This is a genomic window from Isoalcanivorax indicus (assembly GCF_003259185.1).
GTDB classification, from domain to species: Bacteria; Pseudomonadota; Gammaproteobacteria; order Pseudomonadales; family Alcanivoracaceae; genus Isoalcanivorax; species Isoalcanivorax indicus.
Map to the genome: position 1 here is coordinate 37,292 of NZ_QGMP01000001.1, position 13,928 is coordinate 51,219.

Here is a 13,928-nt window from a genome sequence, read left to right on the forward strand (position 1 = left end):
GGTCCTGATCTGAAAAGAGAAGGCTGGGAAGGCGCCGGTGGGTCCGGCGCCTTTTTCTATGGGGCCTTTCCGTGACAGACCCTGCCATAGGCAGTGCCCCGCCTGTCCGACAATACGGACCCCTTTTTCACCTCCAGATCGTTTGTCACATTGCTGTCATTTAAGAGGTCTAGTCTCCGGGGCTCGGATTCAGCTTGCCGGACCCTACTTATGACGGATTCTTCCAACGCCAGTGCACCGGCCTCCAGTGGCTTTCGCCACCTGTTGCCGGACGCCGAGGCGCGCAAGAAACAGCGCCGCCGCCGGGCGATCAACGACAAACTCTCCGCTTTCGGGATTTCAATGGCCGGGCTGGGCGTGGTGGGTGCGCTGGCCCTCATCTTCGTCTACCTGTTCAGTGAAGTGGCGCCGCTGCTGCGGCCCGCGTCCATTGAGGCCCAGATCGGTTACAGCCTGCCGGAAGGGGGGCCGCACGCGGAAACCGTGCACCTGACGCTGGACCGCTACCAGGAAATCGGCATGCAGGTGACCCGCGACGGTCGGGTGATCTTCTTCGACGCGGATGCCGGTGGTTTTCATTCGGCGTTCCAGGTGCCGATTCCTGACGGCGCGACAGTCACCAGCTTCGGCCAGGGGGAGAAGCGTGACGGTTTGCTGGCGTTCGGTCTGGATACCGGTGAGATCGTGGTCGCCAAAGTCGAGTATGAGCTGACCTACCCGGAAGGGACGCGGGTCACGGTGCCGAAACTGACTTATCCGCTCGGTGAGGCGCCGATCGTGGTGGATGACCTGGGCGAAGCGTTGATTCATGTGGCGGTGCAGGAAGGGCGGCGCGGCACCGTTGCCGTAGCACAGACGGCCGATGGCCGCCTGCTGGTGAATGCCTACCGCACGCAGCGCAACATCTTCTCCGGAGACGTGCAGGTTACGGCCAGCCGGGCTGAAATGCCGGCCTATCCTGGCGAGATCAGCCGCATTCTTGTGGACGGTAGCCAGCGCAATGTCTTCATTGCTGATCCGACCGGTTACCTCGCCTACTACGACATCTCCACGATCAATTCGCCGAGCATGGTGCAACGGGTGCGCGCGGTGCGGGAAGGGGGCATCACGGCCATTTCGTTTCTGGCCGGTACGGTCTCCCTGATCGTGGGCGGATCGGACGGTTCCCTGTCGCAATGGTTCCTGATCCGGGATGAGAACAACGCGTATGCGCTGAGCCGTATCCGTGATTTCGTGGGCCATAGAAGCCCGGTAACGGCCATCGATTCCGAATACACGCGCAAGGGCTTTCTCAGTGGCGCGAAAGACGGCACGCTCGGCATTCACTTTGCTACCTCAAGCCGCACCCTGTTGCGCGAGCGGGTGCTGGATGGGCCCATCTCGGCCATCGCCATCTCACCCATCAATGGTCGTATGCTGGTCACGGATACCAGCGGTGGGGTGCATCCGCATCTTGTAGAAAATCGACATCCGCAAGTGTCGTTCCGCGCCATGTGGCAGCGCGTCTGGTACGAAGGTCGCGGTGAGCCGGAATACGTCTGGCAGGCCTCCTCGGCGTCGGATGAATTCGAACCGAAGATGAGCCTGGTGCCGCTGACCGTCGGCACTCTCAAGGCGGCCTTCTTCGCCATGCTGATTGCCATGCCGGTGGCGGTCATGGGGGCCATCTACTCGGCCTACTTCATGACCCCGCGCATGCGCGGGGTGGTCAAGCCGACCATCGAAATCATGGAAGCCCTGCCCACGGTGATTCTCGGTTTTCTGGCCGGCCTGTGGCTGGCGCCGTTTGTTGAAGACAACCTGCCCGTGGTGTTCACCATGCTGTTCGGGTTGCCCCTGGGCATGCTGCTGGCGGGCTATGTCTGGTTCCGCCTGCCGCAACACTACAAGAACTACATTCCGCCGGGCTGGGAAGCGGCCACGCTGGTCCCGGTGGTGCTGGTCATCGGCTGGATCTGCGTCGCCAGCAGCCCCTATATCCAGCTCTGGTTCTTCGATGGTTCGATGCGCCAGTGGTTTACGGACCAGGGTATTACCTACGACCAGCGCAACGCCCTGGTGGTGGGTATCGCCATGGGCTTTGCGGTGATCCCGACGATCTTCTCGATTGCCGAAGACGCGGTGTTCAACGTGCCCCGGCATCTGACGCAAGGGTCACTGGCCCTCGGTGCCACGGCGTGGCAGACGGTAATGGGTGTGGTGTTGCCCACAGCCAGCCCGGGCATCTTCTCGGCGGTGATGATCGGCTTCGGTCGTGCGGTGGGAGAAACCATGATTGTGGTGATGGCCACCGGCAACAGCCCGGTCGTCAACTTCAACATCTTCGAAGGCATGCGCACCCTGTCCGCCAACGTGGCGGTGGAACTGCCGGAAACCGCAGTGGGCAGCACGCACTTCCGCGTGTTGTTCCTGGCGGCGCTGGTGCTACTGACCATGACCTTTATCGTCAACACCATTGCTGAAATCGTGCGCCAGCGCTTGCGCGCACGCTACAGCAATCTGTAATCGGGGGCCCTTATGAGCACCAAGCAATCCTGGTTCAAGAGCGGTACCCCCTGGATCTGGCTGAATGGCGGGGCCGTGGCGCTGAGCATCGTGATGGTGGCCGGTCTGCTGGGGCTGATTGCCATCCGTGGCCTGTCGCATTTCTGGCCCGCTGAAATCGTTCAGTTCGAGTACACACAGCGTGACGGCACCCGGGAAGTCGTGATGGGTGAAGTGGTGCGCAGCCAGACGCTGGCGGGCACGATCGTGATTGATTCCGGCCGCCCGGATCTGGCGCAGCCGGATGATCTGGTAACCCGGTATCTGATCAAACGCGGTAACCGCGACGTCACCAGTCGCGATTTCATGTGGTATCTGCAACCCGCCATGGGCGAGATGACCCGACCGAAAGACGCCATCGTGCTGGAGCGGCGCGAGTGGGGCAACTTCTATGGCGTGCCCGTGGCTATCCGCGAGGCAGGTCAGGTTGTGGCGGAAGGCGCCGACGTGATCCCCGCGCTGCGCGAACGTATGCGTCGTGCCCTGTCCATCCGCGATGAGATCCGGCATATCGAGCGGGTGGAAATCGGTGATATCAACCACCGTATGGAGCAGATCCGTCTTGGCATCCGTCGTGTGCAGCTGAACGAACGGCTCTCGGAAGAGGAGCAGGCCAGACGCATTGCGGAGCTGGAAAGCGGCCGTCAGGGACTGGACGACGAATATGCGGTGGTCCAGGACCGCCTGGACCGGCTGATCGCCGAAGCAAGTCGTGACACCCTGGTGGCGCGCACCGGAGATGGGCAGGAAGTGCTGATCAGCTTGCGTGACATCGTGCGGGCCACGCAGCCCAACCAGTTGTCGCTGTTCGGCAAGGTGGCCAATTACGTGGATCGCTTCTGGGAATTCATGAGCGGTGATCCGCGCGAGGCGAACACGGAAGGGGGCATCTTCCCGGCCATCTTCGGTACCGTGACCATGGTGTTCCTGATGAGCCTGGTGGTGACGCCTTTCGGTGTGCTGGCGGCAATCTATCTGCGCGAGTATGCCCGGCAGGGGCCGGTGCTCAAGGCCATTCGTATCTCGGTCTACAACCTGGCAGGCGTGCCGTCGATTGTGTACGGGGTGTTCGGTCTGGGCTTCTTCGTCTACACCATCGGGGGCAGCATCGACCAGGTGTTCTATCCGGAATCATTGCCGTCACCGACCTTCGGTACGCCCGGCCTGATGTGGGCGTCGCTGACCCTGGCCTTGCTGACCCTGCCGGTGGTGATTGTGTCCACCGAAGAAGGGCTGTCACGCATTCCCAGCACCATTCGCCAGGGCTCGCTGGCCCTGGGTGCCACCAAGGCAGAGACCCTGTGGCGCGTGGTCGTACCGCTGGCCACACCCGCCATGATGACCGGCATGATTCTGGCGATTGCGCGCGCTGCCGGCGAAGTGGCGCCCCTGATGCTGGTGGGTGTGGTGAAGCTGGCGCCAACACTGCCGATCGACAGCTACTTCCCCTTCATTCATCTGGATCGCAAGATCATGCATCTGGGCTTTCACATCTATGATGTGGGCTTCCAGAGCCCGAACGCCGAGGCGGCCCGTCCGCTGGTATATGCCACCGCACTGGTGCTGGTGGGGATCATTGTGGTGCTGAACCTGACGGCAATCAGTATCCGTAACCGCCTGCGCGAAAAATACCGCGCCGAGTCGGACTAAGGTTGCCGGGGAGAATTGATATGTCAGACGAAAACAGCGAACAGAACGGGAACAAGGCCATGACCTCACGCGAGCATATTACCCACGGTTTCAACGCCGGCGAGCTGCGCAAGAGCGATGCGCCGCACCTGAGCCTGGCCAACGAGACCATCAAGCTGGATGTCCAGCATCTGAATCTTTTCTATGCAAAGGATCAGGCGCTCAAGGATATCAATCTGCAGATTCCCGAGAAGAAGGTGACGGCGTTTATCGGGCCGTCCGGTTGTGGCAAGTCGACGCTGCTGCGTTGCTTCAACCGCATGAACGATCTGGTGGACATCTGCCGCATTGAAGGCAAGATACTGATGGACGATCGGGATATTTATGCCCGGGGTGTGGATGTGGCGGAACTGCGCCGCTCTATCGGCATGGTGTTCCAGAAGCCGAATCCTTTCCCGAAAACCATCTATGAAAACGTCGCCTATGGTCTGCGCCTGCAAGGGGTGAAGTCGAAGCGCATTCTGGATGAAGTGGTGGAGAAGTCCCTGCGCGGTGCCGCCCTGTGGGAAGAGGTCAAGGATCGACTGGACGACAACGCCTTCGGTCTTTCCGGTGGTCAGCAACAGCGTCTGGTGATCGCCCGGGCCATTGCCATCGAGCCGGAAGTGATCCTGCTGGACGAGCCCGCCTCGGCGCTGGACCCGATTTCGACACTGAAGATCGAAGAGCTGATCAACGAACTGAAAGAGCAGTACACCATCGTTATCGTGACCCACAACATGCAGCAGGCAGCGCGGGTGTCCGATTACACTGCCTTCATGTACATGGGGGAACTGGTGGAGTACAGCGACACCGATTCGCTGTTCACGAACCCGTCGAAAAAGCGGACCGAAGACTACATTACCGGCCGTTACGGCTGAGCCGGCCTGACAGAGAGAGCGGATCATGGACAAGGATACTTATCAGCATCATATTTCCCAGGCCTTCAACAAGGACCTGTCCACCGTGCGCAATCACCTCATGGAGATGGGCGGGCTGGTGGAAAAGCAGGCGGCCGATTCTCTGGATGCCTTGCTCAAGGGCGACTCCGGTCTGGCCGAAAACGTCCTGCTGGTGGAGGACCGCATCAACAAGCTGGAGATGATGATCGACGAGGAATGCTCGCGGATCATCGTGCTGCGTCAGCCTGCGGCCTCCGACCTGCGCATGATCGTGGCCATTTCCAAGGCGGTGGCCGATCTGGAACGCATTGGTGATGAGTCGGCCAAGATCGCCCGTCTGGCGATCCAGCTGGCAGAAGAGGGTGAGTCGCCGCGCGGTTACGTGGAAGCACGCCATATCGGCAACCATGTGCGCCGTATGCTGCACGACGCGCTGGATGCCTTTGCCCGCTTCGATGTGGACAAGGCCGTGGAAGTGGCTGCCGAAGACGACACGGTGGATCTGGAATACCGCAGCGCCATGCGTTCGCTGGTGACCTTCATGATGGAAGACCCGCGCTCCATTACCCGCGTGCTGAACGTCATGTGGACACTGCGTTCGCTGGAGCGTATCGGCGACCACGCCCGCAATATCTGTGAGCAGGTGGTGTACCTGGTACAGGGCAAGGATGTGCGCCACATCAGCAGCGAGAAAATGCAGGAACAGGTCCGCAACGGCAAATAGCCCGACCGCGACCTGTTCTCGCGTAGGTGGGGCTGGGCTGAGCGAAGCCCGGCCCCACCCGCCTGGATCTGCTTCACTTCCCCCCGGGTTTGACATATATATCCGCTTATCCGAATATATGGATGTCATGCCCGACCCGCAGGAACCGCCATGCCCGCCACAGCCCTGTCACTCACCCCGGCCATGCTGTGCAAATGCCTCGGCGACGACACGCGCCTGCGCGCCATGTTGCTGTTGCACCGGTTTGGCGAGCTGTGTGTCTGTGATCTGGTCAGCGCGCTGGCCTTGCCGCAGTCCACCGTATCCCGGCATCTGGCCCAGCTGCGTCAGTGTGGCCTGGTCAGCGACCGTCGGGCCGGGCAGTGGGTGCACTACCGCCTCAACCCGGGCCTGCCCGGCTGGGCGGCGCGGGTGCTCGACGAGCTGTGCCGGGCTGCTGCCGAGGCGAATACCGACCTGATGACCCGCGCCGAGGGCTGCTGCCCCGTCGTCACCACCGCCTGAGGAGGCGTCATGCCGTTACCCCTGCGTATTCTGTTTCTGTGCACCGGCAATTCCTGTCGCTCGATCATTGCCGAAGGCCTGGCCAATCACCTGGGCGAGGGCCGGATTCAGGCGCTCAGCGCGGGCAGCCAGCCCACCGGCAAGGTGAATGCCAATGCGCTGGCCGTGTTGGCACGTCATGACGTGCCCATGGCCCATCCGACCTCGGATTCCTGGGACGCTTTCGAGGGTCAGGATTTCGATCTGGTCATCACCGTGTGCGACAACGCTGCGGGTGAGAGCTGCCCGATCTGGCTGGGCCAGACCCTGAAGGCCCACTGGGGTGTGCCGGACCCGGCCCATGTCGAGGGCGAACAGGCGGTGATTGATCGCGCTTTCGAGTTGACCTACCAGCAGATGCATTGCCGCATCAGCCGCCTGCTGTCGTTGCCCCTGGATGAGATGACCACCGAACAACTGGCGCATGAGCTGGATGATATTCAACGGCGGTGCGACTGATGGGTGTTTTCGAACGTTTTCTGAGCGTCTGGGTCGGGCTGGGCATTCTGGTCGGCATCAGTCTCGGGCTGGCGATGCCCGGCGTATTTTCTGCCGTGGCGGGGATCGAATACGCCCACGTCAACCTGGTCGTGGCGGTGCTGATCTGGGCGATGATCTACCCGATGATGGTGCAAGTGGATTTCACCGCCATCAAGGATATCCGCAAACGCCCTCAGGGCATCTGGCTGACGCTGGTGGTGAACTGGCTGATCAAGCCCTTCACCATGGCCGCTCTGGGCTGGCTGTTCTTCCGTGTGCTGTTTGCCGATCTGGTTGATCCGGCTTCCGCCACGGAATATATCGCGGGCATGATCCTGCTGGGCGTTGCCCCCTGTACCGCCATGGTGTTTGTCTGGAGCCAGCTCACCAAGGGTGATCCGAATTACACCTTGGTGCAGGTGTCGATCAACGACATCATCATGATCTTTGCGTTTGCGCCGCTGGCGGCGTTGCTGCTGGGCATGACCGACATCACGGTGCCCTGGGAAACCCTGCTGCTCTCGGTGGGCCTGTATGTGGTGCTGCCGTTGATTGCCGGTGTCTATACGCGCCGCCTGCTCACCCAACGGGGAGGTGTCAACGGCGTCAACCTGTTCCTGTCCCGGGTAAAGCCGCTGTCCATCATGGGGCTGGTCGGCACCGTGGTGCTGTTGTTTGGCTTGCAGGCACCGACCATTGTCAGTGACCCCTTCGTTATTCTGCTGATTGCTGTGCCGCTGCTGATACAGAGCTATGGCGTGTTCATTATCGCCTATGGCGGCGCCAGGGCGCTCAAGCTGCCGCACAATGTGGCGGCGCCGGCGGGGCTGATCGGCACGTCCAATTTTTTCGAGATGGCGGTCGCTGTGGCGATCTCCCTGTTTGGTCTGCACAGCGGCGCCGCGCTGGCGACCGTAGTGGGCGTGCTGGTGGAAGTGCCGGTCATGCTCACCCTGGTGGCGTTTGCCAACCGCACCCGTCACTGGTTCGACGGCGCGCCGTCGGTATCCGGCAAGGGTGTCGTTGAAGGAGTAAGAGAGCATGAGTAATGCAGAGTTGCCCAATCTGGCGAGTGACAGCTTCCGGCTGCCGGATAACGAACAGGTTTTCGCGGCCGCGCCCGGCCAACACAAGCCGCGCATCCTGTTGCTCTACGGCTCGTTGCGGCAACGGTCTTTCAGTCGCCTGGTGACGGAAGAAGCCGCGCGTTTGCTGGAGACCATGGGGGCTGAGACGCGCCTCTTCGATCCGTCCGGTCTGCCATTGCCGGACAGCGAAGACGCCAGCCACCCGAAAGTGGCCGAGCTGCGCGAGATGGTGAGCTGGAGCGAAGGCATGGTCTGGTGCTCGCCGGAACGCCATGGCGCCATGACCGGCATCATGAAGGCGCAGATCGACTGGATTCCATTGTCGCTGGGTGCCGTGCGCCCGACCCAGGGCAAGACCCTGGCGGTGATGCAGGTGTGTGGTGGCTCGCAATCGTTCAACGCGGTGAATCAGCTGCGCGTGCTGGGGCGCTGGATGCGCATGCTGACGATTCCGAACCAGTCGTCGGTCCCCAAGGCGTATCTGGAGTTCGACGCCAACGATCGCATGAAGCCGTCCCCCTTCTACGATCGCATCGTGGATGTCATGGAGGAGCTGATGAAGTTCACCCTGCTGACGCGCGACCGCGTGGATTATTTCACTGACCGCTACTCCGAGCGCAAGGAAAGCGCCGAACAACTGATGGCCCGCGTCAACCAGCGAGCGCTTTGAGGTCACAACCCCGTTAGCGTCAGCACCCCGAACAGGATGAACAGGGCGGCGCTGATGCGGTGGGCCCAGGTTTCGATGCGCGGGCTGGTCAGGCGGGCGCCAAGCCAGATCACCGGCACATTGGCGGCCACCATGCCCAGGGTGGAGCCGCTGAGCACGGCCCAGTAGTCCTCGGGGAAGCGTGCCGCCAGGGCGATGGTGGCCACCTGGGTCTTGTCGCCAATCTCCGCCAGAAAGAACAGCACAAAGGCGGCGGTAAAGGCGCCCCAGCGGCGACCGTTGCCGACCTCCTCGTCCTTGTCCGGGATAAGCATCCACAGGCCCAGCAGAATGAAGCTGCCACCCAGCAGCCAGATCAGCACCTGTGTGGGTAACAGCCCGGCCAATGCGGCGCCCAGCCAGACCGACAGGCCGTGGTTCAGCAAGGTGGCCAGCAGGATGCCGGCCAGAATCAGCCAGGGTGCGCGATAGCGCTGGGCCAGGGCGAACGAGAGGAGTTGTGTCTTGTCGCCGATTTCACCGATAGCAATCAGCGCGGTAGAGATGACAAAGGCTTCGGCCAGCATGATGATCTATCCAGAGGCGGGACTGTACGAGAGACACGGGACACAGGCCCCCGTCCCGCCGGAGCGGTGCCTGTGTCCCGGGTCTTGTCAGTCCCGGCGGCCGTGGCCGACGGGGTAGAGACGCCATGCCCTGTGGGGCAAGTATGTTGACGGCTCTCTGCAATACGATCGAGGCAGCGACTACTCCCCCGGAACGGATCGCAATATACCGGCAAACCATGCCGCAGGCCAACCCTTGCTCAGGCATAATGGCGCTGACTGACTTCTGACCGATCAGGCAACGGGAGGCCTGCCCATGGACGATGACCGTCTGGTGGATATCGAAACCAAACTCGCCTACCAGGAAGATCTGGTGCAGGCGCTCAATGGCGTGGTGGCACGCCAGCAACAACAGATCGACCAACTGGAAAAAGCCTGCCGCAGCCTGATCGAGCATCTGAACACTATGTCCGATGTGGTCAAGACATTGCAGCGGCCGGAAGACGAGATTCCACCGCACTACTGAGCACACTCACCGAGGCCGATGCCATGCTGCTGTTGCCGAGTGTCCACTTCTTGCGTCCCTGGGTCAGCCACTACTGGATCAGCCATTCGGTCACTGCTGACAGCTACCCTGTGTTGCCGGATGGTTGTGTTGATCTGGTATTTAAGGTCTCGGCAACACATTGGCAGGTGCATTTATACGGCACCAGCACGGCGCCTTGTCCTGTGGCGCTTGATGCGGGCACGACCTATCTGGGGGTCTGCTTTGCTCCCGGCCAGGCCCGGCATCTGCTCGATCTGCCCCTTGATAACCTGACTGATACCGCGATACCCGCTGCCGGGCATGTCTGCCTGCCTTTTGAGGCACTGGCCGAGGCAGTGCACAGGGAGTCTCCGGACCAGCTGGCGGCGCGCCTGGATCAGGCGCTGATGCAGCCATTGGCGGGCTGCCCTGTTCAGGCAGGGCATGTCGACAAGGCGTTATCCGGGCTCCGCCAGGGGCTGGCTGTTCAGACCCTGCTGGCCGACAGCGCGGTCGGCGCGCGTCAGCTGCAGCGCCTGTTTCGGGAGCAGGTGGGGGTGTCACTGCAGACGCTGGCCAGTATTCGCCGGGTACGTCGTCTGGCGCGGTGGCTGATCACGGATCAGCAACGATCCCTCGCAGACATTGCTCTGGCGGTGGGTTATACCGACCAGAGCCACATGAATCGCGCCTGTCGCCAATTGCTGGGCGTGACGCCGGCCACCCTGCGACGGGACCATGTCGCGTTTGTTCAAGCCGGGCAGGCCGCCCGCTAGCCATACTGTCGGCTCTGAGGATGTGCAGGAGCGTTGCCATGCATCTGTGGTGCGGTGTAATCACAAAGAAGGTGCGCGAAAGCCGGGATTTTTACGTGCGGCTGTTCGGCGCGGAGGTGCTGTTCGATGAAGACTGGTGTGTTGTGTTGCGGCTGGGGGACAGCGAATTGGGTTTCATGCTGCCGGACCTGCCGCAGCAGGCCGTGCCTTTTCGCGGCGCCTATCCCGGCCAGGGTCTCTGGTTGACACTTGATGTCGCGGACGTGGATGCCGAGCACACCCGTATCATGGCGCTGGACGTGCCGATCGCCGTCAGCCTGCGTGATGAAGACTGGGGCGATCGTCATTTCAGTGTGCTGGACCCGAACGGCATTGGCGTGGATGTTGTGACCCGGCGCTAGCCCTCGCCTCGGTCGGCATTTTTCTGCAGGTTGTCCTGGTGCGCGCGCTCCTTGCTTTTGTAGTCGAGGTAGGTCTCAAGGTCGAGCTCCTTGAGCTGGTCCGGATACTGCAGGGTCAGCGTGTGCCAGCGTTCCAGCCGTTCGTCGCGCTGGTTCGGTTCGGGGGCGCCCAGGAAGGCCTCCAGCGCCAGATAGAAGCGCATGGTGTTGCGTTCGACCATGCCGCGTACGCCGCGCACCGGGGTATTGTCGGTCCCTTCGCGGCTGAAGCCGATACGGTGCCGCCCGGCCGAGGCGAAATAGACGCGCTGGGCCACCCGGGTCACCATGTTGTAATGCAATGAATAGCTGACATGCGCCAGCGTGGTGTGCTCGTCCACCGGCACTGCCTGAATGACAATGCGGTAATCGCGGGTGCCGAAGGGGCCGTCCGGGCCGTGCAGGACGGTGTTCAGGTAGTTATCGCGAAAGCTGAAGGCTTCAAACACATAGTCGTTACGCGTGGCCTCTTCCGGGCTCTGGTAATAGAGACGACCGCTGTAGATGCTGACGCGGGTGGGATCGCTTTTCATGTCCAGCACACACGCCTTGATGTTGAAGTGCAGGAAGATGATTTCGCACCAGCTGCGCTTGTCGGCCAGCTTTTCGCGCAGGGTCTTGAAGGGCGTGTCGATGAGGACATAGATACCGCCCTGCACCTGGTTGTTGTCTTCGCGGGATTCCACATAAATGGGTTCCGCGAAATCCGCCTGACGGATGGCACGCAGTGCGGCGTCAGTATCAATCGGTGGTCGCCCGTTCTCCAGCGGCTCTGTGGCGGCAGCGAGGGCGACGGGTGTGGTCAGTGATGACAGTAGCAGTAGCGCGGTCAGCCTCTGGTTCCATGGCACATTCCCGGTTCGGTACACACCGCACTCCTTATGACGTCCTGCGTCTCCCGAGCATAGCAGGTCATAGCCCGGACATCTTGAAGGCGGCCACCAGCAGCACCAGCGCCAGCAGACGCCGAATGAGCGGCACGCCCAGGCGCCGCGCGCCCAGCTCGGCGCCCAGCAAACCGCCCGCAGCGGCGGCCAGCGCCCAGAGGGCGGCCTGCCCGGGGAGCGGGGTGCCGCTGGCCAGCACACCGGCCAGCCCGGCCAGGGAATTGCACAGCACGAACAGCACCACCACGCCGGACACCTCGCGTGTGCGGCTCCATCGGCCGAGCAGGAGCAGCGGGCTCAGGAAGATACCGCCACCCACGCCGGTCAACCCGGACAGCAGGCCCAGTGCCGCCCCGCTGCCGAGCAGCAGGGGCAGGGCGGGGGTACGTATCGCGGCGGCGGGGGGGTCCGCCGGGTGGCGCCATAGCTGCAGTGCCGCCCACACCAGCACCAGCGCGACCAGGGGCCGATATCCGGCGGCGGGCAGTGTCAGCAGGCCGCCGACGAAAGCCATGGGCACGGCCGACAGGGCCAGCGGCCAGAACAGACGCGCATTGAAGAGCCCCGCCCGCAGATAACGCACGGCCGCGATGCTGGCGACGCCGATGTTCATGATCAGCGCCGCCGGGCGCATCACCTCGGGCGGGATGCCGTACAGCGCCATGACGGCCAGATAGCCAGAGGCGCCCGCATGCCCGACAGCGGCAAACAGGATGGCGATGAAAAAGAACCACGGCAGCAAGGTCATGCCGAGCCTGAGGCGATGGGCGCTTCGCTGGCCAGCCGGTGGCCGGGAAAGTGGCAGGTGAAGGTGCTGCCCCGACCGGGCGTGCTGTGAATGTCCAGCTGGCCGTCGTGGCGTAACAGCACATGCTTGACGATGGCCAGGCCGAGCCCGGTGCCGCCGGTCTCGGTCACGCGACTGGAGTCCGGTCGGTAGAAGCGCTCGGTCAGGCGCGGAATATGTCGGGCTTCAATGCCGACGCCGTCGTCGCTGACGGACAGGTGGCCGCCCGCATCATCTTCCCACCAGCGGATGCGGATATGGCCGCCTGCGGGGGTGTATTTGACGGCGTTGGTGACCAGATTGGCGAAGGCGCTGTGCAGCTCGGCGCCATTGCCCAGCAGCCCGGCGCCGGGCGCCACTTCCAGCTGCACGTCCTGCTGCTTGTCCGGCGCCATGGCCAGGGCATCCTGGCGCAGTCGGCGCAACATCGGCGCCAGCGCCTGCCGTTCGCTGTCGTGTTCGACCTCGGTGCCTTCCAGGCGCGCCAGCAGCAGCAAGTCGTTGACCAGCGCTTCCATGCGCTGGCTTTGCTGGTTCATCTGGATCAGCGCACGGTGGACGCGTTTCTGCTCGGCGGGAGTCGAATCCAGCAGGGTTTCCAGATAGCCCTTGAGCACGGTCAGCGGCGTTTTCAGTTCATGGCTGACGTTGCCTACGAAATCCTTGCGCATCTGCTCCAGGTTATGCAGCCGGGTCACGTCACGCACGATGACCAGCCAATCTCCCGCCCCGAAGCGGGTGATGGTGAATTCCAGCATGCGGTGTTCATCGTTCGGCGATGGCAGCGTCAGAGGATGGTCGAAGTGGCCTTCCTTGAGATACGCAGCAAAGCGTGGGTCGCGGATCAGGTTGGTCAGCGTCTGCTGCTTGTCATGCGGTGCCTTGAAACCCAGCAGCCGGTCTGCCGCACGGTTCCAGTATTCGATCCGCCCCTGGCGATCAACCACGACGATGGCATCGCGCAGGGCGGTGATCGAGGTTTCGGCCCGGGTAATCAGGAATTCCAGCTCATCGCGGGCGGCTTTCTCGCGCCGCAACAGATGATACAGCCGGTCGAACAGGTCGCCCCAGGCGCCCCGGCTTTCCGGCGGCGGCTTGCCCTGCTCGTAGCTCACGACCCAGTGACTCAGGCGCATCAACTGGCGCAGGTTGAACGCCAGACAGAGGAGTGCGGCCAGCAGCACCGGCCAGAGGCTGTCCAGCATCAGCGACAGGCCTGCACCGGCCAGTACGAACAGGGCGATGCGGCGAAGCTCCTGGCGAACGGTGGGGGTCACCGGCTGACTCTCCATGCGGGTCGGGTGCCCGCTATTGTACGTCAATGGTTGCAATCCGTTTGCAGCCTGAC

The 13,928-nt window shown here is 62.5% G+C and carries 15 protein-coding genes; 11 read left to right on the forward strand and 4 right to left on the reverse strand.

Annotation, left to right across the window (positions count from 1 at the left end; all coding sequences use genetic code 11):
- The first annotated feature begins 210 nt into the window (after positions 1-210).
- The 8 genes from DKW65_RS00205 (at position 211) to arsH (ending at position 8,619) form a co-directional block, all read left to right on the forward strand.
- Entirely contained in the window at positions 211-2,505 is a 2,295-nt protein-coding gene (locus DKW65_RS00205) for an ABC transporter permease subunit (RefSeq protein ID WP_111655355.1), read from the forward strand.
- Between the two features lie 12 nt (positions 2,506-2,517).
- On the forward strand, positions 2,518-4,194 hold the full coding sequence (gene pstA / locus DKW65_RS00210) for a phosphate ABC transporter permease PstA (protein WP_111655356.1): 1,677 nt from the start codon (positions 2,518-2,520) through the stop codon (positions 4,192-4,194).
- 59 nt (positions 4,195-4,253) lie between these two features.
- Positions 4,254-5,093, forward strand: coding sequence for a phosphate ABC transporter ATP-binding protein PstB (pstB, locus tag DKW65_RS00215; RefSeq protein ID WP_111657453.1), 840 nt, complete (start codon positions 4,254-4,256; stop codon positions 5,091-5,093).
- Positions 5,094-5,118: 25 nt separating this feature from the next.
- Complete coding sequence (phoU, locus tag DKW65_RS00220) at positions 5,119-5,838, forward strand: phosphate signaling complex protein PhoU (protein ID WP_111655357.1); 720 nt, start codon at positions 5,119-5,121, stop codon at positions 5,836-5,838.
- Between the two features lie 150 nt (positions 5,839-5,988).
- The gene (locus DKW65_RS00225) at positions 5,989-6,342 is read left to right on the forward strand and encodes a metalloregulator ArsR/SmtB family transcription factor (protein ID WP_111655358.1); all 354 of its coding nucleotides are present in this window, start codon (positions 5,989-5,991) and stop codon (positions 6,340-6,342) included.
- 9 nt (positions 6,343-6,351) lie between these two features.
- A complete protein-coding gene (locus DKW65_RS00230) occupies positions 6,352-6,840 on the forward strand; it encodes an arsenate reductase ArsC (protein ID WP_111655359.1) in 489 nt (162 codons plus the stop codon).
- A complete protein-coding gene (arsB, locus tag DKW65_RS00235) occupies positions 6,840-7,910 on the forward strand; it encodes an ACR3 family arsenite efflux transporter (protein ID WP_111655360.1) in 1,071 nt (356 codons plus the stop codon). The genes DKW65_RS00230 and arsB overlap by 1 nt, the downstream gene beginning before the upstream one ends.
- On the forward strand, positions 7,903-8,619 hold the full coding sequence (gene arsH / locus DKW65_RS00240; RefSeq protein ID WP_111655361.1) for an arsenical resistance protein ArsH: 717 nt from the start codon (positions 7,903-7,905) through the stop codon (positions 8,617-8,619). Before arsB ends, arsH begins: the two co-directional genes overlap by 8 nt.
- A gap of 2 nt (positions 8,620-8,621) precedes the next feature.
- On the opposite strand, the gene DKW65_RS00245 is transcribed toward arsH, so the two are convergent.
- Complete coding sequence (locus tag DKW65_RS00245; protein WP_111655362.1) at positions 8,622-9,185, reverse strand: TMEM165/GDT1 family protein; 564 nt, start codon at positions 9,183-9,185, stop codon at positions 8,622-8,624.
- A gap of 295 nt (positions 9,186-9,480) precedes the next feature.
- Here DKW65_RS00245 and DKW65_RS00250 point away from each other — a divergent pair, with 295 nt between their 5' ends.
- From DKW65_RS00250 to DKW65_RS00260, 3 genes are read left to right on the forward strand one after another with little or no spacing between them, the layout of a single operon-like run.
- The gene (locus DKW65_RS00250; protein ID WP_111655363.1) at positions 9,481-9,690 is read left to right on the forward strand and encodes a SlyX family protein; all 210 of its coding nucleotides are present in this window, start codon (positions 9,481-9,483) and stop codon (positions 9,688-9,690) included.
- A 23-nt stretch (positions 9,691-9,713) separates the two neighbouring features.
- Positions 9,714-10,466 carry an AraC family transcriptional regulator gene (locus DKW65_RS00255; RefSeq protein ID WP_111655364.1) on the forward strand — a complete coding sequence of 251 codons (753 nt, stop codon included), beginning with the start codon at positions 9,714-9,716 and terminating at the stop codon, positions 10,464-10,466.
- A 38-nt stretch (positions 10,467-10,504) separates the two neighbouring features.
- Complete coding sequence (locus DKW65_RS00260; protein ID WP_111655365.1) at positions 10,505-10,867, forward strand: VOC family protein; 363 nt, start codon at positions 10,505-10,507, stop codon at positions 10,865-10,867.
- Here the strand turns inward: DKW65_RS00260 and DKW65_RS00265 are convergent.
- The 3 genes from DKW65_RS00265 to phoR are packed head-to-tail and all read right to left on the reverse strand — an operon-like array spanning position 10,864 to position 13,902.
- On the reverse strand, positions 10,864-11,775 hold the full coding sequence (locus DKW65_RS00265; protein ID WP_111655366.1) for a hypothetical protein: 912 nt from the start codon (positions 11,773-11,775) through the stop codon (positions 10,864-10,866). The genes DKW65_RS00260 and DKW65_RS00265 overlap by 4 nt on opposite strands.
- Before the next feature lie 43 nt (positions 11,776-11,818).
- Positions 11,819-12,541, reverse strand: coding sequence for a sulfite exporter TauE/SafE family protein (locus tag DKW65_RS00270; protein WP_111655367.1), 723 nt, complete (start codon positions 12,539-12,541; stop codon positions 11,819-11,821).
- Positions 12,538-13,902 (reverse strand): phosphate regulon sensor histidine kinase PhoR, encoded by a 1,365-nt coding sequence (gene phoR / locus DKW65_RS00275; RefSeq protein WP_245932354.1) that lies wholly within the window; start codon positions 13,900-13,902, stop codon positions 12,538-12,540. The genes DKW65_RS00270 and phoR overlap by 4 nt, the downstream gene beginning before the upstream one ends.
- Between the last annotated feature and the right edge of the window lie 26 nt (positions 13,903-13,928).